This window comes from Burkholderia sp. BCC1972, assembly GCF_905339605.1.
Taxonomy (GTDB): domain Bacteria; phylum Pseudomonadota; class Gammaproteobacteria; order Burkholderiales; family Burkholderiaceae; genus Burkholderia.
Genome location: NZ_CAJPGH010000003.1, coordinates 31,380 through 56,464 on the forward strand (window position 1 = coordinate 31,380; position 25,085 = coordinate 56,464).

At 68.1% G+C, this 25,085-nt stretch carries 23 protein-coding genes; 5 read left to right on the plus strand and 18 right to left on the minus strand.

Features of this window, described 5'->3' with window-relative positions; translation table 11 throughout:
* The first annotated feature begins 119 nt into the window (after positions 1-119).
* Positions 120-683 (plus strand): alkyl hydroperoxide reductase subunit C, encoded by a 564-nt coding sequence (gene ahpC, locus U5798_RS05850; protein WP_011547973.1) that lies wholly within the window; start codon positions 120-122, stop codon positions 681-683.
* 117 nt (positions 684-800) lie between these two features.
* Complete coding sequence (gene ahpF / locus U5798_RS05855; RefSeq protein ID WP_322081504.1) at positions 801-2,399, plus strand: alkyl hydroperoxide reductase subunit F; 1,599 nt, start codon at positions 801-803, stop codon at positions 2,397-2,399.
* 95 nt (positions 2,400-2,494) lie between these two features.
* Here the strand turns inward: ahpF and U5798_RS05860 are convergent, their stop codons facing one another.
* From U5798_RS05860 to U5798_RS05895, 8 genes are all read right to left on the minus strand, one after another.
* Positions 2,495-3,283 (minus strand): extensin, encoded by a 789-nt coding sequence (locus U5798_RS05860; protein WP_322081505.1) that lies wholly within the window; start codon positions 3,281-3,283, stop codon positions 2,495-2,497.
* 160 nt (positions 3,284-3,443) lie between these two features.
* The gene (locus tag U5798_RS05865; RefSeq protein WP_124456122.1) at positions 3,444-3,998 is read right to left on the minus strand and encodes a carboxymuconolactone decarboxylase family protein; all 555 of its coding nucleotides are present in this window, start codon (positions 3,996-3,998) and stop codon (positions 3,444-3,446) included.
* Between the two features lie 26 nt (positions 3,999-4,024).
* Complete coding sequence (locus tag U5798_RS05870; RefSeq protein WP_322081506.1) at positions 4,025-5,359, minus strand: aspartate aminotransferase family protein; 1,335 nt, start codon at positions 5,357-5,359, stop codon at positions 4,025-4,027.
* Positions 5,360-5,374: 15 nt separating this feature from the next.
* Positions 5,375-6,424 (minus strand): C45 family peptidase, encoded by a 1,050-nt coding sequence (locus U5798_RS05875; protein WP_322081507.1) that lies wholly within the window; start codon positions 6,422-6,424, stop codon positions 5,375-5,377.
* Between the two features lie 20 nt (positions 6,425-6,444).
* The gene (glnQ, locus tag U5798_RS05880; protein ID WP_185658260.1) at positions 6,445-7,173 is read right to left on the minus strand and encodes a glutamine ABC transporter ATP-binding protein GlnQ; all 729 of its coding nucleotides are present in this window, start codon (positions 7,171-7,173) and stop codon (positions 6,445-6,447) included.
* Entirely contained in the window at positions 7,170-7,877 is a 708-nt protein-coding gene (glnP, locus tag U5798_RS05885) for a glutamine ABC transporter permease GlnP (RefSeq protein WP_185658259.1), read from the minus strand. The genes glnQ and glnP overlap by 4 nt, the downstream gene beginning before the upstream one ends.
* A gap of 15 nt (positions 7,878-7,892) precedes the next feature.
* On the minus strand, positions 7,893-8,645 hold the full coding sequence (gene glnH / locus U5798_RS05890; protein ID WP_322081508.1) for a glutamine ABC transporter substrate-binding protein GlnH: 753 nt from the start codon (positions 8,643-8,645) through the stop codon (positions 7,893-7,895).
* Positions 8,646-9,130: 485 nt separating this feature from the next.
* Positions 9,131-12,670 carry an ABC transporter ATP-binding protein gene (locus U5798_RS05895; protein WP_322081509.1) on the minus strand — a complete coding sequence of 1,180 codons (3,540 nt, stop codon included), beginning with the start codon at positions 12,668-12,670 and terminating at the stop codon, positions 9,131-9,133.
* A gap of 119 nt (positions 12,671-12,789) precedes the next feature.
* Here U5798_RS05895 and U5798_RS05900 point away from each other — a divergent pair, with 119 nt between their 5' ends.
* Positions 12,790-13,740, plus strand: coding sequence for a LysR family transcriptional regulator (locus U5798_RS05900; RefSeq protein WP_322081510.1), 951 nt, complete (start codon positions 12,790-12,792; stop codon positions 13,738-13,740).
* Between the two features lie 39 nt (positions 13,741-13,779).
* Here the strand turns inward: U5798_RS05900 and U5798_RS05905 are convergent, their stop codons facing one another.
* Positions 13,780-14,151, minus strand: a complete 372-nt coding sequence (locus U5798_RS05905; protein ID WP_124456116.1) for an MAPEG family protein — start codon at positions 14,149-14,151, stop codon at positions 13,780-13,782.
* 305 nt (positions 14,152-14,456) lie between these two features.
* Here U5798_RS05905 and alr point away from each other — a divergent pair, with 305 nt between their 5' ends.
* Positions 14,457-15,578, plus strand: coding sequence for an alanine racemase (gene alr, locus U5798_RS05910; protein WP_322081511.1), 1,122 nt, complete (start codon positions 14,457-14,459; stop codon positions 15,576-15,578).
* Positions 15,579-15,671: 93 nt separating this feature from the next.
* Here the strand turns inward: alr and U5798_RS05915 are convergent, their stop codons facing one another.
* On the minus strand, positions 15,672-16,466 hold the full coding sequence (locus U5798_RS05915) for an enoyl-CoA hydratase (RefSeq protein ID WP_322081512.1): 795 nt from the start codon (positions 16,464-16,466) through the stop codon (positions 15,672-15,674).
* A 190-nt stretch (positions 16,467-16,656) separates the two neighbouring features.
* Positions 16,657-18,087, minus strand: coding sequence for an MFS transporter (locus tag U5798_RS05920; protein ID WP_322081513.1), 1,431 nt, complete (start codon positions 18,085-18,087; stop codon positions 16,657-16,659).
* A gap of 137 nt (positions 18,088-18,224) precedes the next feature.
* On the opposite strand from U5798_RS05920, the gene U5798_RS05925 reads away from it, so the two are divergent.
* Positions 18,225-19,100, plus strand: coding sequence for a LysR family transcriptional regulator (locus U5798_RS05925; protein ID WP_322081514.1), 876 nt, complete (start codon positions 18,225-18,227; stop codon positions 19,098-19,100).
* A 9-nt stretch (positions 19,101-19,109) separates the two neighbouring features.
* Here the strand turns inward: U5798_RS05925 and U5798_RS05930 are convergent, their stop codons facing one another.
* The 7 genes from U5798_RS05930 to U5798_RS05960 form a co-directional block, all read right to left on the minus strand.
* Entirely contained in the window at positions 19,110-19,532 is a 423-nt protein-coding gene (locus U5798_RS05930; protein ID WP_322081515.1) for a DUF3592 domain-containing protein, read from the minus strand.
* Between the two features lie 46 nt (positions 19,533-19,578).
* On the minus strand, positions 19,579-19,788 hold the full coding sequence (locus tag U5798_RS05935) for a hypothetical protein (RefSeq protein WP_322081516.1): 210 nt from the start codon (positions 19,786-19,788) through the stop codon (positions 19,579-19,581).
* Positions 19,789-19,974: 186 nt separating this feature from the next.
* On the minus strand, positions 19,975-20,340 hold the full coding sequence (locus tag U5798_RS05940; protein ID WP_124456108.1) for a response regulator: 366 nt from the start codon (positions 20,338-20,340) through the stop codon (positions 19,975-19,977).
* A gap of 29 nt (positions 20,341-20,369) precedes the next feature.
* Positions 20,370-21,329: a chemotaxis protein CheX gene (locus tag U5798_RS05945; protein WP_124456107.1), complete on the minus strand. Its 960-nt coding sequence runs from the start codon at positions 21,327-21,329 to the stop codon at positions 20,370-20,372.
* Between the two features lie 22 nt (positions 21,330-21,351).
* Positions 21,352-21,933, minus strand: coding sequence for a hypothetical protein (locus U5798_RS05950; RefSeq protein WP_124456106.1), 582 nt, complete (start codon positions 21,931-21,933; stop codon positions 21,352-21,354).
* On the minus strand, positions 21,930-22,658 hold the full coding sequence (locus U5798_RS05955) for a methyl-accepting chemotaxis protein (protein ID WP_322081688.1): 729 nt from the start codon (positions 22,656-22,658) through the stop codon (positions 21,930-21,932). Before U5798_RS05955 ends, U5798_RS05950 begins: the two co-directional genes overlap by 4 nt.
* A 22-nt stretch (positions 22,659-22,680) precedes the next feature.
* Positions 22,681-25,068 carry an MCP four helix bundle domain-containing protein gene (locus tag U5798_RS05960; RefSeq protein ID WP_124456105.1) on the minus strand — a complete coding sequence of 796 codons (2,388 nt, stop codon included), beginning with the start codon at positions 25,066-25,068 and terminating at the stop codon, positions 22,681-22,683.
* Positions 25,069-25,085 lie beyond the last annotated feature (17 nt).

The following is a 25,085-nucleotide window of genomic DNA, read 5'->3' on the forward strand; positions in this document are numbered from 1 at the left end:
GGCCGGAAGCAGATAGAAAATCCTGATGCCCCGGATTGAAACAAGCAATTTCCCAAATTCAGGGTGAACCCGGATACTGACAACACTCCACTCACCACTGAAGACAAGGAATTCTCCAGATGCCGATCATCAACACCCAAATCAAGCCGTTCAAGGCAACCGCTTACCACAACGGCGAATTCGTGCCCGTCTCGGAAGAGAACTTCAAGGGCAAGTGGTCCGTCGTCGTGTTCTACCCGGCCGACTTCACGTTCGTCTGCCCGACCGAGCTGGGCGACCTCGCCGACCGTTACGCGGAATTCCAGAAGCTGGGTGTCGAAATCTACGGCGTGTCGACCGACACGCACTTCACGCACAAGGCATGGCACGACACGTCGGACACGATCGCCAAGATCAAGTACCCGCTGGTCGGCGACCCGACGCTCACGCTGTCGCGCAACTTCGACGTGCTGATCGAGGAAGAAGGGATGGCCCTGCGCGGCACGTTCGTGATCAACCCGGAAGGCGAGATCAAGCTGTGCGAAATCCACGACAACGGCATCGGCCGCGACGCTGGCGAACTGCTGCGCAAGGTGCAGGCTGCGCAATACATTGCGGCACACCCGGGTGAAGTGTGCCCGGCCAAGTGGACGCCGGGTGCGGAAACGCTGACCCCGTCGCTCGACCTGATCGGCAAGATCTGACGATCGCGCCGCGCGCCGCGCACGAGGCGCGCGGCGGCGGGCCGCTGCAGCGCGGCCCGCACCCTCCTGCGGCACGACGTGCCCGACCAGCATAATCAATACGGAATCCGAAACGCCATGCTCGACGCCAATCTCAAGAACCAACTCAAAGCGTACCTCGAAAAAATCACGCGCCCGATCGAACTCGTCGCCTCGCTCGACGACAGCGCGAAATCGCAGGAACTGCTGGCGCTGCTGAACGAGATTGCGTCGCTGACGGATCGCGTGACCGTGACCGAACGCCGCGACGACGCCGAGCGCAAGCCGTCGTTCTCGATCGGCGAGCCCGGCAAGCCGGCCGGCATCCGCTTCGCCGGCATCCCGATGGGCCATGAATTCACGTCGCTCGTGCTCGCATTGCTGCAGACGGGCGGCCACCCGATCAAGCTCGACGACGACGTGATCAAACAGATCCGCGCGCTCGACGGCGACTACGCGTTCGAGACGTTCTTCTCGCTGTCGTGCCAGAACTGCCCGGAAGTCGTGCAGGCGCTGAACGTGATGTCGCTGATCAACCCGCGCATCCGCCACGTCGCGATCGACGGCGCGCTGTTCCAGGATGAAGTCGAGTCGCGCCAGATCATGGCCGTGCCGACGATGTTCCTGAACGGCGCCTCGTTCGGCCAGGGCCGCAGCAGCGTGAAGGAAATCCTCGCGAAGCTCGACACGGGCGCCGGCGAACGCGCGGCGAAGTCGCTCGAGAACAAGCCCGTGTTCGACACGCTGATTGTCGGCGGCGGCCCGGCAGGCGCGGCAGCCGCCATCTACTCGGCCCGCAAGGGCATCGCGACGGGCGTCGTCGCCGAGCGTTTCGGCGGCCAGGTGCTCGACACGATGGCAATCGAGAACTTCGTCTCGGTGCAGGAAACCGAAGGGCCGAAGTTCGCGACGGCACTCGAGCAGCACGTTAAGCAGTACGACGTCGACATCATGGACGTGCAGCGCGCCGATGCGCTGATTCCGGGCGACGTGCACCAGATCCGCCTCGCAAACGGCGCGGTGCTGAAGGCGAAGACGATCGTGCTCGCGACCGGCGCGCGCTGGCGCGAAATCAACGTGCCGGGCGAGCGCGAATACCGCAACCGCGGGGTCGCGTACTGCCCGCACTGCGACGGCCCGCTGTTCAAGGGCAAGCGGGTGGCGGTGGTCGGCGGCGGCAACTCGGGCGTCGAGGCCGCGATCGACCTCGCCGGCATCGTGAAGGCCGTCACGCTGATCGAATACGGCGCGCAACTGCGCGCGGACGAAGTGCTGCAGCGCAAGCTGCGCAGCCTGCCGAACGTGACGATCGTCACGCAGGCGCAGACGACCGAGCTGACCGGCGACGGCAGCAAGCTGAACGGGCTCGTCTACAAGGATCTGCGCTCGGGCGACACGCAGCGCATCGACCTCGAGGGCGTGTTCGTGCAGATCGGGCTCGTGCCGAACACCGAATGGTTGAAAGGCACGATCGAACTGTCGAAGCACGGCGAGATCGTCGTCGATGCGCGCGGCGCGACGTCGGTGCCGGGCGTGTTTGCCGCCGGCGACGTGACGACGGTGCCGTTCAAGCAGATCGTGATCGCCGTGGGTGAAGGCGCGAAGGCATCGCTCGGCGCGTTCGACCACCTGATCCGTCAGGACGTGGCGCCGGTCGCCGCGGCGCAACCGCAGGCCGAAGAAGCGGTTGTCGCGTAACGGACGTCAGCCCGCCGACATCAAAGTTTGTCTCTCTTGGCCCCGCATGCTTTGGTCGGCATGCGGGGCCCTTTTTATGCCGAAGGCGTGCGCGGTTACTTGGTCGCGCTCGGGCCGCCGTCCGCCGGCGCAGGCGCCGTCGACTTGAAACTGCTCGACTGCCTGACCAGTTGCTCGGTCATCGCGGCCGCCACCGGATTCGCGCCGGACGACGAACCGCCCTGCCGATACGAACCCGTGCTCGTCGGCATCGACGACACCGATGACATCGACGGGGGCGGCAACGACGGATCGAGCTTCGCCGATTCCCTGACGAGCGCGGCCGTCTCCGGCGTTTCGGATTTCGTCGCAGTAGGCGGCGCGGCGGCTGCGTGGCGTTCGAGGCCGTCGCGCTTGCGCGGCGCCCGTTGCGTGACCTGCGCGGGCGCAGTCGATTGAGCGGATTTGGCAGCCGGTGCCGGTGCCGGAGCGGGCGCTGGTGGGGTCGAATCCTGCGCCTCCACCGTCACGACGTTGACCTTCGGCGGCGGCGCGGCCGGCTTCGTCACCGGTTGCGGCTTGTCGCTGACGACCGGAACCGGTGCAGGCGCGGCGTCGACGCGCGCGGTTGCGGCCGGCGCGGGCGTGGGTGCGGTTGGTGCGGGAGGCGGCGCGGCAGCCGCCTGCTTCGGCGCCGTCGCGGCGGCCGGTGCGGGCGGCGCGATTGCGCCCTGCACCGCGTGATCGTTGCTCGCGGGCGCCGCGGCAACCGGTGCGGCCGAATCGCCGATACCGGCGTCTTCGATCGCACGGTGGTCCGCGCGCAGAAGCATCACGTAGGCAGTGCCGGCCGCGGCTACCAGGAGCCCGCCGGCAATCATCATGGTTTTACGGGTACTCGTCATGCTTGCTCACCGACCTATCGATGTGAACAAGCCATCATACGCGGCCAATGCGCGTTGATCTCGTACGAATACATTTGGTTGCATTGCTGACGGCAACACGTCGGCGGGCATTCGTCGGACGGTTCGCCACCCCGGTTCCGGCACGATCAACGCACAATCGTCACTCCGGAAACGGCAAATCAGTTTGTCCGTCCGCACGCATGCCGAACGTGTTCAGCGTCATCGCGACGAGCGCGTAATAGCCGAGCAGCGCAACGAGGTTCACGACGGTCTCGTGGCCGAAGCGTGCCTGCGCACGCGCGAACGTCGCATCGCTCACGCGGCGCGTGTCGTACAACTCGCTCGCGAACGCATGGATCAGCGCATCGTCGTCCGATTCGAATGCGGGCGCGACGCCGAGCCGGATCGCGTCGGCCGTCGCGGCCGGCACGCCTGCGTCGAGCGCGATCGGATGATGGATGTGCCACTCGGCCTGTGAGCGCCAGCGCGCGGCCGTCACGAGAATCGCGAGCTCCGACAGCCGCAGCGGCAGGCCCGTGCGATAGCGGCAGAACGCGCCGAGCTTCTGCGCGTGCTGGGCCAGCTCGGGGCTCGCGATCCAGCCGAGAAACGGCCCGTTCAGGTTGCCGCGCGGGCCGCTGAGGATGTCGGCCAGCACGGCCTTCTGTTCATCGGTGGCCGATGCGGGATCGAACGGTGGCAGTCTGTTTGTCATGGTGAGCATGCAGTGAGGTCGGGGGTTCACGCGCCGGCCGACGCGAGCGCCGCGCCGATCGCGCCGGACAGCCGCTCGACGATCGTGTCGATCTGCTGCGCGGTGGTGATGAACGGCGGCGCAATGAGGATGTGATCGCCGTGGACGCCGTCGATCGTGCCGCCCATCGGATACACCATCAGCCCGCGCTGCATCGCTTCGCGCTTGACCGCTGCATGCAGCTTCAGCGCGGGATCGAACGTCGCCTTGGTCTCGCGATCGCGCACGAGCTCGACGCCGACGAACAGCCCGCGGCCGCGCACATCGCCGACATGCGGATGCGCGCCGTAGTGCTCGCGCAACGATGCACGCAGCTGCTCGCCGCGCGCCTTCACGTTGTCGAGCAGCTTCTCTTCGGCGATCACGCGCTGTACTTCCAGCGCGGCCGCACACGCAGTCGCATGGCCAAGATACGTATGCCCATGCTGGAAGAAACCCGAGCCGTCGACGATCGTCCGGTAGATGCGGTCGCTGACGAGCGTCGCGCCGATCGGCTGGTAGCCTGCGCCGAGGCCTTTCGCGATCGTCAGCAGGTCGGGCGCGACGTCGTCTTCTTCGCACGCGTACAGATAACCCGTACGCCCCATCCCCGACATGATCTCGTCGAGGATCAGCAGCACGCCGTACTTGTCGCACACCGCGCGAATCTTCTTCAGGTACGTGCGCACCGGCGGCACCGCGCCGGCCGTTGCGCCCACAACCGTCTCCGCGACGAACGCCGCGACGCTTTCCGCGCCGAGTTCGACGATCTTCCGTTCGAGCTCGTCAGCCAGACGCTGCGCATACGCTTCGTCGGTTTCACCCGCTTGCTGGTCGCGATACGCATAGCACGGGCTCACGTGGTGCGCTTCGATCAGCAGCGGCAGGAACGGCTCGCGCCGCCAGGCATTGCCGCCGATCGCAAGTGCGCCGAGCGTGTTGCCGTGATAGCTCTGCCGCCGCGCGATGAAATGCCGGCGCTGCGGCTCGCCCTTCTCGACGAAATACTGGCGCGCGAGCTTCAGCGCGGCCTCGATCGCCTCGGAGCCGCCCGACACGAAGTACACGTGCTCGAGGCCGGCCGGCGCGGCGTCGACGAGCCGGTCGGCCAGTTCCTCGGCCACGTCGGTCGTGAAGAACGACGTATGTGCATACGCCAGTTGCTGCGCCTGCCGCTTGATCGCATCGATCACGCGCTGGTTGCTGTGGCCGAGACACGACACGGCCGCACCGCCGCACGCGTCGATATAGCGTTTGCCGGTCGAATCGACGATCTCGATGCCGTCGCCTGCGACGGCGACGGGCAAGGTGGCGCGCGGGGCGCGATGGAAAACGGTCGTCATGCGTTGCCTCATGGATCAGGACGCGTCGTGCGCGCGTCCGGTCGGCACGATGCGCGTCGCGAAACGCTGCGTGCCGTGTTGATGGACGGTGAAATCGATCGCGGTGTCATGAATCTCGAACACCGCGGTCGCGAGCGTGTTCTCGTCGTCGGGATCGGCCGGATCGTCGCGATAGATCGGCAGCCCTTCGGGCGCGCGATCGCCGAGCACGCGCAGCAGCGCGGCTGCGTCGACCGTGTCGATGCCGGGCGTCAGCGCGTCGACGCGGCGCTGGCGGTCGGCCGACGATTGCGTGACGATCTGCGCTTCCGCCTCGCAACCGGGATGTACGAGATGATTCGCGTGCCCGCTGAGGTGCGCGACGTCGACGACCGAACAGCGCGCGACGCTCGCCTCGATGCTCAGCAAGCGCTCATCGCCGGTCGCGCCGAGCGTGTGATGAAAACCGCTCGCTCGCGCATGCACGCGCAGCACGTCGGCGGCCGCGTCGAGCGACGTCGCGTCGAGCACCGCACGCGCGAGGATCATGCGCGGCACGCCCGGCGCCGGCGTACGGATCCGCAGGTTGTTGATCGCCTGCGCGATGCCCGCGCGGTTCGCGGCGAACGTATGGCCCGGCAGCGAACCGGGGTAATAGAAACTGATGAAGCCGGGCTTGCCCGCCGGCTGCACGTCGACGAGCAGGCAACGCTCGCGCAGGAACGGATCGCCGTCCTCGTTGTGCGCGATCCAGCGCGTGCCGTTCGCATCGCGCGCGGCAAGCGTCGTGCAGCCGTCCGGCGCGTTGTGGATCAACTCGCCGCGGCAGTTCCACAAAAAGATGTCCTCGGCCGGCCAGCCGACGCCCGCCGCGATTCCATCTAGTTCCGCGACGAGATCGGGGTACGTGGCCAGCGCGGCCTGCCGCAGCGCGGCGACGAACGGATGGCCGCGCCAGCGGCGCACGGCCTGCCATGCGCTGCTCTGCTGCATGTACGCGTCGAATACGGGGCGGGCAAGCTCGCCGAGGCGCACGCCGATGTCGAACGGCGCACCGGCGATGACGGGAGAAAGGGAAAGCGGCATGTCGGCGGGTTCGGTTCCGTTCAGGAGACGTGTTTCAGGAATTCCTTCAGGCGCGGCGTCGGCGGCCGGTCGATCAGGTCGACCGGATGGCCGTCCTCGGCAATGCCGCCCTGATCCATGAACAGCAGCCGCGTACCGACCCGTTTCGCGAAGCCGATCTCGTGCGTGACGACGATCATCGTCATGCCTTCGGTCGCGAGATCCTGCATCACTTTCAGCACTTCGTGACGCAACTCCGGATCGAGTGCCGACGTCGGCTCGTCGAACAGCATCAGCCGCGGCCGGATCGCGAGCGCTCGCGCGATCGCGACGCGCTGCTGCTGGCCGCCCGACAGCTCCGACGGATAATGATTCGCGCGCGATTCGAGGCCGACCTTGTCGAGCAGCGCCATCGCCTGGTCGCGTGCTTCGGCGCGCGACGCACCGCGCACCTGCATCGGCCCGAACATCACGTTCTCGAGCGCGGTCATTTGCGGAAACAGGTTGAACTGCTGGAACACCATGCCGGCCTCGAGCCGGATGTTGCGGATCGTCGTCGCGTTGCCGCGCACGCTCTGGCCGTCGACGAGCAGTTCTCCGCCCGTGATTTTCTCGAGCGCGTTGATACAGCGCAACATCGTCGACTTGCCCGAGCCCGACGGACCGATCACGACGACCACCTCGCCCGCGTCGATCTTCAGGTCGATATGCTTCAGCACCGGTACGTGGCCGAAGCTCTTCGACACGTTCTGGAATTCGATCATGCTCATAAGATTCTCATCCGCTTTTCGACGAGCCGAAGCGTCAGCGTCATCACGCCGGTCAATATCAGGTAAATGACGGCCACCGCACTCCAGATCTCGACCGCCTGGAAATTGCCCGCGATGATTTCCTGCCCCTTGCGCGTCAGTTCGCCGACGCCGATCACGATGAACAGCGACGTGTCCTTCAGGCTCACGATGCACTGGTTGCCGAGCGGCGGAATCAGCCGCCGGAACGCCAGCGGCCCGACGATCTTCAGCAGCACGCGCGGCATCGACAGCCCCATCGCGAGCCCCGCTTCCGTCAGCCCTTTCGGGATCGACAGCAGCGCGCCGCGCACGACTTCCGCCAGATACGCGCCCGAATTCACCGTGATCGCGATGATCGCGGCCGTCAGGCCGTCGATGCGGATATGCGCGAGCAGCGGCAGCGCGAAATACAGGAACATCACCTGCACGACGATCGGCGTGCCGCGGATCAGTTCAATATAAACCTGTGCGAGCACGTTCATCGCCTTCGGTCCGTACGCGCGGAACATCCCCGCGACCATCCCGACGATGAACCCGCCCACCAGCCCGAAAAATGCGATGAACACCGTCAACCGGACCCCGTCCATCAGGTCCGGCAACGCCGCCCATATCGCCGACCAATCGAAATTCACTTGTTGCTCCCCGTTCGATTCAAGACCGGCGCGGCCACCCGGCCGCGCCATGGCGCGCGGTCACGCTCACATCTTCGGCGGCTCGGCGCCGAACCACTTCTTGTAGATCTGCGCGTAGCGGCCGTCGGCCTTGATCTTCACGAGCGACGCATTGACCTTCGGCACGAGCGCGCTGCCCTTCGGGAAGCCGATCCCGTACTTGTCGCCGCTGACCGGCTGGCCCGCGACCTGCACCTTGCCCTTGCCTTCGTTGTTCACGAAGAACAGCACGTTCGGCGTGTCGTGCATCGCCGCGTCGACGCGGCCGGCTTCGAGCGCGAGGTAGGCCTGGTCGATGTTCGGGAACTGGCGGATCTCCTTCGGCTTCAGGTGCGCCTTGATCCAGTCGATCGTCGCGGTGCCCGTCTTCGCGGCGATCACCTTGCCGTTCAGGTCGTCGATCGACTTGATCGACGTGTTGCCCGCCTGCACCATCGCCGCGAGGCCGCTGTCGTAATACGGCGCGGAGAAGTCGATCGCCTTCTTGCGCTCCTCCTTGATCGTCATCCCCGACAGCGCGACGTCGATGTTCTGCGTCTGCAGCGCCGGGATCAGGCCCGCGAAATCCATCGGCTGGATCGTGTATTTCCAGCCCTGGTCCTTCGCGATCTCGGCCCACAGGTCGAGATCGAAGCCGACGTACTTGTCGCCCTGCTTGAACTCGAACGGCATGAACGACGTATCGGTGCCGACGACGAGCGTCTTGGTATCCGCGTGTGCGAGGCTGGCGCCGAGCGCGGCGACGACCGCGACGACTTTCAGGAAGGAACGGCGACTCATGGTTTCTCTCCGCATGATTGAGCGATGTAACCGGCCAACGGGCCGGCGGAACGACGACATCAAGCCGCACCGCAACATGCGATGTTGAATTAGACATTAGTGCAACAAGTGTTGTCAATGGCGATACTACGACAACAAAAAAGTCCGCAACGGGTAAATTCATCGAGACAAACCCGAGCCGCGCGGGGCCGGATTGATCGGAGGAAACGGAGGAAACGGGGGAACCGGGGAAAGGGTCCGGCGAGGCAGGCAGACCGGCGCACGGCTTGCGGGTACGCGGAAGGCGGGAGCGTTCAGAAAGGATCGTGGCGGCCGGCGCGGGTTGCGGACAACGGCGGGCGCCAACCGCCAACGGAAGGCGGCGCGCGATGCACCGCCCGCGCTTTCGTTCGCGCGGACGGTCAGCGGTTCAACCACGCGCGTGCCGCCAACCGTCAGCGCGATTCAACGAATGTTGCGGAATGTGTTTACCGGCGACGCGCCGATCACGCCGCCACCCCGCTCGCCTGATGCGACACGAGCCGCGCATACGCGCCCTGTCGCGCCATCAGGTTCACGTGGCTTCCCGCCTCGATCACGCTGCCCCGTTCGATCACGAGGATCAGGTCGGCATTGCGCACGGTCGACAGCCGGTGCGCGATGATGATCGACGTGCGCTGCGTCATCAGGTCTTCCAGCGCCGCGCGGATCTGCTGCTCGCTGATCGTATCCAGATGGGACGTCGCCTCGTCGAGGATCAGCACCGGCGCGTCCTTCAGGAAGGCGCGCGCGATCGCGACCCGCTGGCGCTGGCCGCCCGACAGCTGCACGCCGCGTTCGCCGACGCGCGTCGCGAGCCCGTCCGGCAGCCGCGCGACGAAGTCGCCGAGCGCCGCATGGTCGATCGCGCGCTGCACGTCTGCGTCTGACGCGTCGTTCGCGGCAAGCCGGATGTTCGCTTCGAGCGTGTCGTTGAACAGGTAGGTATCCTGCGCAACCAGCGCGATGTGCTGTCGCAGGTCGTCGAGCCGCAGGTCGCGCAGATCGACGCCGCCGAGCGTCACGCGGCCCTGCTGCGGATCCCAGAAGCGCAGCAGCAGGCTCGCGACCGTCGACTTGCCGGCGCCCGACGCGCCGACCAGCGCGACCGTGCTGCCCGGCGGCACGTCGAAGCTCACGCGGTCGATCGCGGGCACGCTGCGGCCCGGATACGTGAACGACGCGGCTTCGAAACGCACGGCCGGATTGCCGGGCATCGCATGCGTGCCGTCCGTCACTGGCACGGGCTCCTTCTCCAGTGCACGCAAGCGACGCGTCGACGCGATCGTGTCCGCAAGCTGGCGCGCGACCTGGCCGATTTCGGCCACCGGCATGAACGCGGCCACGGCAACCAGCACCAGCAGCGGCAACGACTCATGCGGGAACCAGCCGCGTGCGCACAACAGCGCGCCGAGCGCCGCAACGGCCAGCCCGCCGAGCCCGCTCGCGACTTCCAGCGCGGCGCTCTGCGCCGACAGGTCGTCGAGCAGTTTCGCGCGCTGCCGGCGGTACGCGTCGACCTCGGCCACGAACGCCGCGCGACGGCGCACGATCGCCTGGAACGCGGTCAGTTCCGCGAGCCCCTGGATCGTTTCGGTCAGGTGCGCGCCGAGCTGGCCGAGCGCTTCGCGCGCGCCGGTGCCGAGCCGGTCGACGTCGCGCCGCGCGAGCACGGGCGCCAGTCCGGCCCACAGCAGGAACGGCAGCAGCACGAGCGCGAGCGGCCACGCGATCGAAGCAAGCAACACCAGCACGCCGGCCGGCACCAATACCGCGACGAACGCGGGCGCCAGCGTGTGCGCGTAGAAATATTCGACGGTCTCGACGTCCTGCGTCGCGAGCGATACGAGATCGCCGGAACGGCGGCGCAGCAGCCCGGCCGGCGCGAGGCGTTCGAGCGTCGCGAACAGCGCGATGCGCATTTCCGCGAGCAGCCGGTACGCCATGTCGTGCGCGAGCCACGATTCGAGCCAGTGCAGCACGGCCGCCACCGGCGCGATCACGAGCAGCGCGACGACGAGCGCGGTGCTCACGCGGCCGGAGGACACCGCGCCGACCACCAGCGCGCCGATCACGCCGACGCCGATGAACGCGAGCACGCGGCCGATCCCGAACAGCACGGTCAGCACGACCTTGCCCTTCCACGGCTGCACGAAGCGCAGCAGCGTCTGCCATGTCTCCGGCCAGCCGATGGTCGCTGCATCGTCGTTCAGCGGCCGCACCTGCGGGCCCGACGACGCACGCGCGGTCGCGCCGGCCGTCGCCGCCGTGCCGACGGATTCGGCGACGGCCTCCAGCTGCGGCCCCATCAGCCGGCGATACGGGCCGTCGCGCGCGATCAGCGCCGCGTGCGTGCCTTCGTCGACCACCCGCCCCTGGTCGAGCACGAGAATGCGATCGGCCCCGATCACGCTGGACAGCCGGTGTGCGAGCACGAGCGTCGTCCGCCCGCGCGTGAGCCGGTCGAGCGCCTGCTGGATCAGCGCTTCGTTCTCCGCGTCGACCGACGACAGCGCCTCGTCGAGCAGCAGGATCGGCGCATCGCGCAGCAGCGCGCGGGCAATCGCGATGCGCTGGCGCTGGCCGCCCGACAGCGTGAGGCCGCGTTCGCCGATGCGCGTCGCATAGCCGTCCGGCAGCGCCGAGATGAAATCGTGCGCGTTGGCGGCGCGCGCGGCCGCGATCATCTCGGCGTCGCTCGCATCGGGGCGGCCGAGCCGCAGGTTGTCGGCCACGCTGCCGTCGAACAGCGTCGCATCCTGCGCGACCACCGCGATCATGCCGCGTACCTGGTCGGCGTCGAGCGCGCGCACGTCGTGGCCGCCGATGCGTACCGCACCGCCCTGCGCATCGTGCTGGCGCAGCAACAGGCGCACGATCGTCGACTTGCCCGCGCCGCTCGGCCCGACGATGGCGACCGTTTCGCCTTCGCGAACCGTAAAGCTCAACGCGGCGTGCGCATCCGCGCGGCGCCCCGGATACGCGAAACTGACGTCGTCGAACGCAATCTCCGGCCGCAGGCCCGCTACGCGCGGCGCGTCGGCGGAAGGCGCGTGGCTGCCCGCGTCGAGCAGCGCATGGATCGCATTCGCCGCCGACTGGCCGATCATCCCCTGGTGCAACACCGCCCGCAGGTCGCGCAGCGGCCGGAAGATTTCGCTGCCGGCCATCAGCACGATCAGCAATGCCTCGAGGCTCATGTCGCCGTGCCGCACGCGCCACGCACCCACCACGATTGCCGCGGCCGCGCCGAGGCCCGTGCCGAGATCGGTGAAGAACCGCGTCAGCAGGCCGAGCGCGAGCACCCAGAACGTGCTGTCCGACAGCGCGCGCGCCTTCGCGGCGAGCTTCGCGCCGAACGCGGTGCCCTGCCCGAACGCCTTCAGCGTCGGCAGGCCCTGCACCGCGTCGAGAAACTCCTCGCCGAACGCCTTGAACGCGGCCGAACGTGCGAGCGCCGCACGCTTGTCGGCGCGATGCACGAGCTGCGGCAGCGCGAGCGTGACGAGCGCCGCGACCAGCAGGATCGCGGCCGTCGGCACGTCCCACCATGCAAGCACCGCGAAGATCATCACCGGCGCGCACGCGGCGATCACGAGCTGCGGCAGGTAGACGCCGAAGAAGGTCTGCAACTGCTCGACGCCGTCGACGACGGCCAGCATCACGCCGCCCGTGCGCTCGCCGCTGAACCACGCGGGGCCGAGCGCCGCGATCCGGTCGAACAGCCGCGCGCGCAGCGTGGCCTGCACGCGTCCGGCCGTGTGTTGCGCGAGCACCGTGCGGCGATGGTCGAGCCATGCGCGCAGCAGCACGCAAGCGGCCGTTGCAGCGACGGCTTCGCCGATGCTGCGTGCGGGCGCACCGGCAAAAACCAGCGCCAGCACGCGGCCGAGAAAGACGAAACGCAGGATGCCGACACCCATCGCGAGCAGCCCGAGCGCGACGGCTGCCGCCACGCGCCAGCGCAGTCCCGCCATCATTGCCCATAGTCGTCGGTCGAAATACATGAAGCCCTCCGGTCGGTGATTCGTTGCTTTTTTCTTGACCGGATCGAGGCTACCCGCGCCGCCCGCGCGCGGCAAAAGATGATTTTTCAACGGGTGTTGAGTCAACTACAATACCCGCCATGTCGCACCTTCCTCCCCTTAGCGCGCTGCGTGCTTTCGAGGCGGCCGTCCGCCTCGGCGGGTTCGCGCGCGCGGCGGTCGAGCTGAACGTGTCGACCAGCGCGGTCAGTCACCAGATCCGCTCGCTCGAGGAATCGCTGGGCGCAAGGCTGCTCGAACGCAGCACGGGGCTCGGCGGCATCAGCCTCACACCGGCCGGTACACGCCTGCTGCCGGCCGTCAGCGACGCGCTGTCGCGCCTGACCGACGCCTGTGCCGAAATTCGCGGCACCGCGCAACGGCTGACCGTGTCCGCCAACGCACCGTTTTCGTCGATGTGGCTCGCGCGCCGTCTTGCGGAATTCTCTTCACTGCATCCCGACACCCCGCTGCATGCGATCGTGCTCGACGACGAGCCGGATTTCGCGCGCAGCGGCGTCGACCTGGCGATCGTGCACGTGCCCGCGCACCGGCTGCAGGCCGACGACGACGTACTGATGCGGGAGACCGTGTTCCCGGTGTGCAGCCCCGAACTGTTTCCGTACGCATCGGGGTACGTGTGCCGCTCGCGGCTGCTGCAGGAGATGCACGAGGACAGCCCCGAGATCGACTGGCGCAACTGGGCGGTGCACTTCGGCTTGCCGGACGACTTCGAGACGAAGATCGTGCGTTACAGCAGCTTCAGCCAGGTGATCGGTGCGGCGCTCGGCGGTGCGGGCATCGCGCTCGGCCGCGTGCCGCTGATCGAACCCGAACTGCGCAGCGGGCGCCTGGTGCCGCTGGTGCCGGGCCTCGCACGCGATGCGTCGTGGCGTTTCGTGCTGCGCCGCCATCCGTCGACGCGGCACCGGCTGCTCGATCCGTTGATCGCGTTCCTGCGCAGCGAAGCGGAAGCACCGCCGTTCGTCGCCAAGCGGGTTGCGCCCGCATCCAACGACAGTCACGCACGGGGCGCGGGCGGCGCGTCGTAGCGCCGGCATTCGCGGCCGGCGCCCCTGCTCACCGGCCGCTTACGGCGCGGCGAAGAACAGCGCGACGACGCACGCCATCCCGCCAGTCCACACGAGCGAACGCAGCGACGCCCAGTTCAGCAGGTACATCAGCGCATAGACGACACGGATGGCGACGAACGCCATCGCGAGCTGGTCGACGCGATGCACGTTCGCGCCGTTGTGCCACGCCACCACCAGCGCGGCCGTGAACAGCGCGAACGCTTCCCATGAATTCTGATGCACGGCCTGCGCGCGGGCGCGCCAGCCGTCGAGCTTCGCCAGATAATCGCGCGGCGTACGGTTGTCGTAGCCCTTGCGGGCCTTGGCAAGAAACGTCATCGGGAACGGCAACAGCGCCACGATGAACAAGCACAGCTGGGACGTCGTCATCCAGGTCTCCTCCGTTATGATTACATTGATCAATGGCAAGATCGCCGAGAGCTTAGCATTGCGCCGCGCTGTTCGCGCACCGGTTTTCTAGACGGGAGACTCGGCCGCCGCACAGGCCATGGGCAGTTGCGGGCGGCACGCTTGATCGCCAAAATTTCCACCAAATCGTCGATAAATACGTTAATTAAAACTGGTCGAACACCAATAAGATAGCGCTCAACACTGGCCTGACGCACTATCGCGCCAGACCGCCGTTTCGATCCGCGCCGCCGCGCGCCGCACGACATCCGACCCGAGCCATCACCATGCCCCGTCCCATCGTCGCCCATATCCGCCCTGACGCCGTCCGCCACAACCTCGACTTCATTCGCCGCACCGCCGCGCAATCGCGCGTGTGGGCCGTGATCAAGGCCAACGCGTACGGCCACGGCATCGACAGGATCTACCCCGGTCTCGCGGCCGCCGACGGCATCGCGCTGCTCGATCTCGACGAAGCCGTGCGCGTGCGCGAACTCGGCTGGGACAAGCCCGTGCTGCTGCTCGAAGGGATCTTCGAGCCGGCCGACATCGAACTGGCCGATCGCCATCGGCTGACGGTGAGCGTCCATTGCGACGAACAACTCGACCTGCTGATCGCCGCGAAGCCGCAACAGCCGATCGACATCCAGCTCAAGATGAATTCCGGGATGAACCGGCTCGGCTATCGCCCCGCCGTGTTCCGTGCGGCATGGGAACGCGCGGCGAGCGCGCCGTCGATCGGCAAGATCACGCTGATGATACATTTCGCGAACGCCGACGAAGGTGAAGTCGACTGGCAGCTCGACCAGTTCGACGCGACCACGGCCGGGATTCCGGGCGAGCGCTCGGTGTCGAATTCGGCAGCCGTGCTGTGGCACCCGCATGCGCACCGCGACTGGGTGCGGCCCGGCACGATCCTGTACGGTGCGTCGCCGACGGGCGCGTCACGCCATATCGCCGACACGCCGCTCACGGCCGCGATGACGCTGACGAGCAAGCTCATCGGCGTGCAGACGCTGTCGCCGGAAGAAACCGTCGGCTACGGCCGTCGCTTCACGGCCGACCAGCCGATGCGGATCGGCGTCGTCGCGTGCGGCTATGCGGACGGCTATCCGCGCCACGCGCCGACCGGCACGCCGATCGCGGTGGACGGCGTGATGACGCGCATCGTCGGCCGCGTGTCGATGGACATGCTGACCGTCGACCTGACGCCGTGCCCGAACGCGGGTATCGGATCGCGCGTCGAGCTGTGGGGCGACCAGGTGAAGGTGGACGATGTCGCGCAAGCCAGCGGCACGATCGGCTACGAGCTGATGTGCGCGCTCGCGCCGCGCGTGCCGGTCGTCATCGTGCCGCCGGGCGCGTCGACCGTGCAGCCGGCGCTGCGCACGGGCAGCTACGGGCGCTGACCGGCGTCGCTGCACATGCCGTTTTGGTTGCGGGCCGCCTCGGGCGGCCCGTTTGCTGTCCGGCGAACCGGAGCGTGAGTCGACGGGAACGCGCTACGAACGCCACGTCGGCTTGCGCTTCTCGAGAAACGCGTCGATCCCCTCGCCCGCATCCTCCTCCATCATGTTGCGCGCCATCACGTCGCCCGCATACGCATAGGCTTCGTCGAGCGGCAACTCGCGCTGCCGATAGAACATCTGCTTGCCATACCGCACCGCGGCAGGGCTCTTCGCGACGATCTCCGCGACCTTGCGCGCGACGGCCGCATCGAGCGCGTCCTCGGGCACGGCTTCGTTGACGAGCCCCCACGCGACAGCGGTCGCCGCATCGACGAAGCGTCCGGTCACGAGCATGTCGAACGCGCGCTTCGCGGCGACATTGCGGCTCAGCGCGACGGCCGGCGTCGAGCAGAACAGCCCGACGTTGATGCCCGATACCGCGAAGCGCGCGGTATCGGCCGCGATCGCGAGGTCGCATGCGGCGACGAGCTGGCAGCCGGCCGCCGTCGCGATGCCGTGCACGCGCGCGATCACCGGCACCGGCAACGCGCGCATCGCGAGCATCACGCGGCTGCACTGCGCGAACAGCGTGCGGTAGTAGTCGAGTTCGGGCTTGCTGCGCATCTGCCGCAGGTCGTGGCCCGCGCAGAATGCCCGGCCTTCGGCGGCCAGCACGACGCAGCGCACGTGCGGATCGGCCGCCAGCGTATCAAACGCATCGTGCAGGCTCGTGAGCATCGCTTCGGACAACGCGTTGAACTGCTGCGGGCGATTCAGGCGCAACGTGACGACGCCGTCGTGCGCGTCGCGCAGCAGGATCGGCTCGGCGGTCTCTTGATCGGGTTCCATGGTGTTTCGCTCGACGGGGTTCGGCGGGATTCGATGCAGCGCGACCGGACGAAAATCATGTCCGTCCGGGCGCGGCATCGTGACGAAATGGTCCTCCACATTCCGCACCACGTCCAGCCTCGGCGCCGCACGCGCGTGCACGCGTGCGGCGGCCTGCCGGCCACTGCGCAACGATCCCGCCGGTCGCGCGTCAACGGCGCCCTCGTGCGGCTTCCGCGCGGCCTGCCGTCCTCGCGGCCAGCGCGGCAATCGCGTAGGCGGCACACCCGAGCGCCGCGACCGCCCACAGCGCGTCGGTCAGGTCCGGCAACAGTATCGTCGCGGCGCCTGCGATGGCCACGCCAAGCAGGCTGCCGGCCTGCCGCGCCGCGTTGAGGAATCCGGACGCCACGCCCGCCGCATCCGCAGGCACCTGTTCGAGCACGGTCGCGATCATCGGCGCGACCGACAACGCGGTCCCGGTGCCGAATGCGGCCATGGCCGTCCAGACCACCGGCCACGGCGCACGCAGCGTGAGCGCGACCGCGATCGCCGGAATGGCCAGCGCGGCCATCGCGAGGCCGTTCGCCATCAGCGTGACCGGACGAACGCGTCCATGCAGTTTCCCCGACAACAGATTGCCGAGCGACAGGCTCAGCGCGAACGGCAACAGCGTCAGCCCGATCTGCCGCGCGCTCATGCCGAAGCGCCCATGCAGGTACAGGCTCAGCACGAACAGCAGCCCGAAGTAGCCGACATAGACGAGGCTCCCCATCAGGTTCATCGCGACGAACACGCGGTTGCGAAACCACGCGAGCGGCACCATCGGATGGCGGGCACGCCGCTCGACGACGACCAGCACGGCGGCGGCGAGCGCGGCAACCAGCAACGCGGCACGGACCTCCGTGGCGCCTGCACCGCGCGTCGGCAATTCGATCACCGCGAAACACAGCGCGCCGAGCGCCGCCGCCCCGACGCACTGGCCGGCCCAGTCGAAGTGGCGCACGTCGCGCGCGATCGATGCCCGAACGAGCGCGGCCGCGCCGGCAAAGGCGACCGCGCCGGTCGGCACGTTGATCAGGAACGCGCTGCGCCAGCCGAAATCGTCGACCAGGATGCCGCCCAGCACCGGTCCGACGGCAACCGCGACCGACGCGATGCCGGCCCACACTGCAATCGCCCGCGCGCGCTCGGCGGGCACGTCGAAGGTGCTGCGCACGACCGCGAGCGATGCGGGCAAGAAGAGCGCGGCGCCCATGCCCTGCACGAAGCGCGCGACCACGAGGATCGCCACCGATGACGCGACGCCGCACGCGGCCGATGCGCCGACGAACAGCGCCAACCCGGCGAGGTACACGTGCTTCGCGCCGAACCGGTCGGACAACGCGCCGCCCGCGAGGATCAGCGCGGCGAAGCTGAGCGTGTAGGCGTCGACGATCCACGCGAGCTCGGCAACCGTCGCGCCGAGGCTCGTGCGCATCGCGGGCAGCGCCACGTTGACGATCGTCGAATCGAGGACGGCCATGAACATCCCGATCGCGACGAGCGCCAGCGTCAGACGCTGCTCGCGCGCCGTCGCGCGGCTCGGGGCCGCCAGCGCGACGGGGGAAACGTGGGCGGAGACAGATTGGCAATCGGACATGACACCTCCAGGCAGATGCCGGAAGTCTAGGAACGGTACGCGATGCAGAAAAGTGGTAATTTCGCATCCATCTGATGCAGATTTGCATCACCCCTTTCCCGCCCGTCGCCGCCCGCCCGATGACACAATCAATCCGCATGAACTGGGACAACGCCCGCTTCTTCCTTGCGCTGGCGCGCACCGGCACGCTGCGCGGCGCCGCGGCGCAGCTGAATGTCGACCAGGCGACGGTCGGACGCCGGATCGCCGCGCTCGAGGACGAGCTATCGGCCCGGCTGTTTCTCCGCACCCCGTCCCTCTATGTGCTGACGACCGCGGGCGAAGCACTGCTCGAACCGGCCGAAACGATGGAGCGCGCGTCGCTCACGATCGAGCGCCGCGTGATGGGGCTCGACGAGCAACTGGCCGGGTCCGTGCGCATCGCGACCACCGACACGCTCGGCAAGCGCTTCGTCGTGCCCGCGATCGCCAACTTGCGGCGCAGGCATGCCGGCATCGACGTCGTGTGCGTGACGTCAGCGCAAATCACCAACCTCACGCGCCGCGAAGCCGATCTCGCGATTCGCACGTTGCGGCCGGCATCGCCGGACCTGATCGCCAGGCGGCTCGGGCATCTCGAAACGGGCATCTATGCGTCGCGCCGCTACCTGGCCGAACGGGGCGAACCGGTCGCGGGCAGCGCGTTCGACGGGCACGACCTCGTGATGTACCAGCAGCCGGTGGTGCCCTCGATGTGGGACGCGCTGTGCGGCGAGCCGACGTCGCGCGGCCGCGTGATGTTCCAGACGTCGTCGACGATGATGCTGGTGGAAGCCGCGCTGGCGGGGCTGGGCGTCGCGGAGCTGCCGTGCTTCCGCGCAGATACCGAGCCGGAACTGGTGCGACTCATGCCGCAGCGCTGCAATCATTTCGACGTGTGGCTCGTCGCCCATGCCGACCTCTACAAGACCGCGCGCGTGCAGGCCGTGATCGAAGCCGTCGTCGACGAATTCGCGACGGCGGCGGCCAGCTAACGCGGTGTGTCAGCGCGCGGCCGGCCGGCGCCCGCTGCGCCACGTGCGCACGCCGATCCACAGGTGCCCGACGCCCGCGCCGAAGAAAAAGGTGCCCATCACACCGAAGCTCAGCACGTCGCCCCAGATCGCACCGAACGTATTCAGCCGCGCGGTCATCTCGGGCGCGTCCGGCGCATAGCGGACCTCGACCGTCGCGCCGTCCGGCTCGCTGACCGCACCGCCCTGCGGGTACTCGACATGCTCGCCCGCGAGCGTCGTGAACGCGATCTCAGGGTGATGCGGGCCGGCATTGAGCTTGACGACGCGGCCCGGCACGACGACCGACGTCCGCAGGAATTCGCGCGTCGACTGCGCATACAGCGCGACGCCGGTCAGCAGACCCGCGCCGATCAAGGTAAAAAAGACGCCTTTCGCGAACAGCATCTCCATGCGCCGCGCCGCCGTGCGGCCGGATTCTGGCACGCTCCCGCTCACGTCAGGGACGCGACTGATGGAACGACACGTCGATCCTCGACGGTGTCTTGCAGCGATACATCACGCCGCGGCCCGTTTCTTCGGTCACGCCTTCGTACGAGCCGTTGCAGCCCGTGACCTTGTATTGCGCGAACGAAACGCGCTTGCCGTCCGTCGGCCGGACCAGCACCGGAATGCGCGCGAGCGCGGCCCGGTCGATTGTGATTTTCATGGGAAGGTGTCCCGTTCCTGATTGTTGTGGATGCCGGGCGTGACACGCAGGCACGCCGCCCTCGGCATCGGGCAGGATACGGACATCGCCGCGCGCTGTAAATTGCGCGCGCTGTCAGCCACGCCATGTCGCCACCCGCCGCTCGCGACGCGCGCGATCGACGGGCCCGCCATGGTCCGCTGCGCGTCAGCCCGCGAGCTTCTTCAGCGCGTCGAGCACCGCGTCGCCCTTGAACGGCTTCACGATCCAGCCCTTCACGCCGGCCGCCTTGCCGCGCTCCTTCATCGCCGGGCTGCTTTCCGTCGTCAGCATCACGACGTTGACCGCCGTGTTCGCCAGTTCGCCGCGGATCTTCTCGACCATCGTCAGGCCGTCCATGTTCGGCATGTTCACGTCGCTGATCACGAGGCGCACGCCGGGCGTCGCCTTGAGCTTCGCGAGCCCGTCCTTGCCGTCGACGGCCGTCGCGACGTCGAGCCCGTTGTTGCGCAGGAAGCCCGCGACTTCGTCGCGCACCGTGCCCGAATCGTCGACCACCAGAATCTTTGCCATGTCGTATTCCCCTTTCCTTGTTGCTGACTTCAAAACAGTTCGAGTTCGCCCGATTCGACCATCGGCCCGACGTCCTGCACCGATTCGCGGAAATCCTCCGGCGACCAGCTCAGGCTGAACACGAAACGCTGGTCGAGACGGACCGAGCGTCCCGAAGCCGGGTCGGTCATCCGGTACTTGAAGCAGAGCTGCGGACAGTCGCCGCCGAACGAGATGAACTTCTGCTTGTGATTGACGACGAGCGGCACCTGCACCGGATGGCGCGCCAGTGCCTCCGCATCGCCGAGATAGCGGTTCTTGAACGCGCCCCACACGAGGTTCGTCAGTTCGCCGAGCACGCTGTTCACGTCGCGGAAATCCGGCGCGCGGCCGCCCTCGCGCGTGCCGCCGATCATGTCGAGCAGCGGCTGCTCGCTCGTCTGCAGCAGCATGTAGCCGCGGCACCACGCGCTTTCGAGCGCGATCAGGCTGAACACTTCGCCGAAGATGATCTGGTCGCGGACGATGCACGGCGTCTCGTGCTCGATCGCCATGCCCGGGAACAGGCTGTCGATGCGCGCCTCGGTGATCTCCGAGATGCCGCGCACGAGCGCGTTCGGATAGTCGCGGCCGAACAGGTATTCGTCGATCGCACGCGCGAGCGGCGTCATGTCGTCCGCGACGTAGGCCGCGCACGCGACGCGCGCGAGCGCATCGGGCAGCCCGTCGCGCGACGCGAGCGATTCGCGGCGCAGGATGATCGGCAGCTCGGGGCGCAGCGCATCGATCTGTGTCGCGATGATCGCGCTCTCGGCCGGCGAGCCGCCGTAATCCTCGGCCAGCAGGATCGCGCCGAGGTCGATGTTCGAGCGCAGCACCTTCAGCAGCCGGCTGCGCCGCACGGTCAGGCCGACCAGGTTGTGCTCGTCGCAGAAGCGCTTGATCGCATCGGCGTGTGCGCGGCTGTCGTCGAGGACGAGCACCTTGCTGACGGGTTGGTCTTCGGTCATCTCATGGATTCCTGATGGTCGGTCAGAACAGTTCGAGCTCGCCGCCGGTATCCACGGCGGCCGTTTCCGGCACATGGAAATCGACCGGCGCGTTCGCGCACACGCACAGCGTCGCGCCGACCCGCACGTCGCCGTCGAGCGTCAGGTCGTACGCGGCCACGTGATCGGGTGCGAGCGCCGGCAGGTAGTCGATGCTCGCGCCGCTCAGCAGGGTCGGCGTCGACATCCCGAGATCGGGAAACGGCACGGTCAGCGCCTGGTTGATCGCGCCGCAGCACAGGTTCGCGACTTCCATGAATGCCTCGGGCAGCGGCCGCTGGCTGCTGGTGCCGGCACTCGCGCCGGCGAAACGGCGGCGCGTCGCGTCGTCGTCGCTGAAGCGCAGCGCGAGCAGCAGGCGGAAATGCAGCGCCGAGATCGTCAGCACCGCGACATGCTCGGGCACCTTCGGCATCGACCGCGACCGCGCATGCGAGCGATCGTGCCCGCCATGCTCGTGGCCGGCGGACGGCCGGATGTCGCACGCGCCGCCGGACGCGAGCCGCGTGCGCGCCGCGTCGAAGAAGATCCGCTCGAAGCCGGCCTTCGCCTGCGCGCTGATCACGCCGCCTCTCCTTCGATGCGTGCGTGCAGCTGCCCGGCCAGCGTCTCGACGGTCGCGAGCGCGGCCGTGATCATCTTGCCGCCGGCCTGGATGTCCTGGAACGTGGCGGCCGTCACGAGATCGTTGCGGTTCAGGCTGTCGCGATAGCTGTTCGACAATTGCTGCGAGCGCGCGGCCAGCCCGCGCACCTCGCTCGCGACGATCGAGAAGCCGCGCCCGGCCGACCCCGCGCGGGCGGCTTCGATCGACGCGTTCAGCGACACGATCGACACGTGCGCGACGATCGCCGACAGCTCCTGGTTCTTCACGCGCATGTCCTGGTTCTGCGTGGTCAGCGAGATCATCTGCTCGTGCCAGCGCTCGAACGTGCCGGCGAGGCCGCGCAGGCGCGCCGCTTCGTCGGCGATCTTCATCGCATGCTGCGCGAGCGCCGCGCGGTCGGCCGACAGCGCCTGCAGCGCATCGCGCTGCGTGCCGGCCGCGGACGCCTCGCGCGCCAGCGCCTCCTCGAGCTGCGCCTCGCGTTGCGCCCAGGCGTCGGCCGCCGCCGCATGCGCGGACGCCGCCGCTTTCGCGCGTGCGTCGGCCGCGGCGAGCGCGCCGCGCAACGTATCCGCGTCGTGCGCCATCGCCGCGACGCGCCGCCGGCGCGTCACGCGAAACACGACCGCCGCCGCCACCGCGACGACCGCACCGCCCGCCAGCGCGGCGGCCACCTGAATCATCCACGCCTGCACGATCACTTCGTCACTCCGCTGCGCCGATATCCGCGATGCGCGCACGCTGCTCATGCCCGGCGCCGTCGACGGCAGCGTCCGCCGCGAAGCGCGCCGGCAGCGACACGATCGTCTCGAACGTGCGATACGGCGCGCCGGCGCGATCGTCGGTGAAACGCAGTGCGATATTGCCGCCGTCGCGTTTCAGGAAGTTGCGCACCGCGTCCATGCCGACGCCGCGGCCCGACACTTCGGTCACCGCTTGCGCGGTCGAGAAGCCCGGCCGGAAAATCAGCTCGGCGACATCCTCGTCGGACAGCGCCGCTTCGTTGCCCGCCTCGATCCAGCCGCGCTCGCGCGCGATGCGGCGAATCCGGTCGAGCGCCAGGCCGCGGCCGTCGTCGCCGAGCACGAACCACAGCTCGCCGCCGCCCACGCCGACCGCGATGTCGATCGTGCCGGACGCCGCCTTGCCGGCCGCGCGCCGCTCTTCCGACGATTCGATGCCATGGTCGATCGCATTGCGCAGCAGGTGCATGAACACGTTCTTCAGCGTCGCGACGATCTCGCTGCGCACGCGATGGCCGTGGCTGTCGATATGCACGACGGGCGCCGGCTTGCCGAGTTCGGCCGCGAGCGACGGCAGCGACTCGATCACGCCGCCGAGCGCATCGCCGATGCCCTGCGTGCCGAGCTGGCTCAGCATGCGGCGCACGGCATCGCGGGCCGCGTGCCAGTCGGACACGTTCGCCGGATCGGCGCCGTCGAGCACGCGCAGGCTTTCGCTGATATGCGCACGTTCGACCATCAGGAAGTCGGCGCCGCCCTGCGCCGCTTCGCCGCTGCGACCGAGCGTGACCGCATTGATCGTCGCGTAGTGTTCGACGGCGTCGCGCACGCGCGCCAGGTCGTCCATCAGCGCGTCGCGGTTCCACTCGGGGCCGCCGTCCGCGCGGCGCAGCGATTCGTACGCCTGCTCGGCTTCATGGACGATGTTCGTCAGGTGCTGGAGGCTGTACGTGCGCGCATTGCCCTTGATCGTGTGCATGTTGCGGAACAGCGCCGCGACGATCGAGTGATCGGCGCGTTCGTGCTGGCGGATCATCCGCTCGTTCTCGCTGAGGAAGCCCTTCGCGCTGTGCACGAAGTCGTGGAACTTGTCCTGGCTGATCGACAGGATCTCGCCGATCATCTCGAGGCGGCGCTGCTGCTCGCCGGCCTGCGCGGTCAGCTCGCGGATCTCGGTCACGTCGCGCACGCACAGCATCAGGCGCACGACCGTGTCGGTCTCGTCGGTGATCGCCGACCAGCTCAGGTCGAGCCACTTCTCGCGGCCGTCCGGCATCCGCTTCGCGACTTCGTTGACGAGCAGGTGCTCGTTGAATTCGAAGTTCATGCTGTCTTCGCCGAGACACGCGTGCACGGCCGCATCGACCTGCGAACGCGCGTCGGCGCCGATCGCCGAATCGTCGAACACGAGCGCCATCAGGTCGCGGCCGGCGATGTCGTTCGTCTCGAAGATGGTTTCGAGGTATGCCGAATATTCCGCATGCACGACACCGCCCTCGACGACGGTCAGGATGCCCTGCTGCATGTTCTGCAGCATTGCCTGGATGTCGGCCGTCTTCTGCTTGAGCTGCGCGGCGTTCTCCTGGATCTTCTCGATCATCCCGTTGAACGCGACGATCGAATGGCCGATTTCGTCCATCCGGCCCACCGGCACGCGGCGCGTGAAATCCTGGCTCGTCGCGATCTCGCTCATCGCCGTCTGCATCCCGATCAGCGGGCGCGTGATCTGGCGATACAGCACGAAGCCGAGGGCGGTCAGCAGCACGATCACCGTGCCGGCGACACCCGCGATCGCGGTCGCCGTCGTGGCGAGCATCCCGTTCAGCGCGCTGATCGCGTCGTCCTTCTGGCGGTTCTTCTCGACGCGCAGCGTGTCGACGATGCTCTCGAGTTCGTCGCGATACTGCGCGACGTTCGCGAACAGGTAGGCCTGCGCCATCTCGGCCTTGCCGTCCGCCTTCATCTTCACGGTGTCGTCGATCGCCGCGAAATAGTTCGCGACGCTGTCCTTCGCCTGCGCGACGAGGCCTTCCTGCGCGCGGCCGACCGCCGATTTCGCCTGCACGTCGAGTGCGGCGCGCAGCGCGGCCTGCTTCGCCTTCAGCTCGTCGCGCGCCTGCGCGGCGGTGTTCGCGTCGGGCGCATAGACGAGCGTCATCGTCGCGATCTGGATGTTCTTCACATCGGCGACGAGGTCGGCCGACGCGAGCGCGCTCGGCACGATGCCCTGGGTGACCTGACGCACCTCGGACGCGCTCTTGCGTGTCTGGTACACGGCATAGATGCCGATCGCGGACAGCGCGAAGAACGTCAGGACGACTAGCAGCGTAATGCGATGACGGATGGTCATGAGTACAGCTCCCCGCA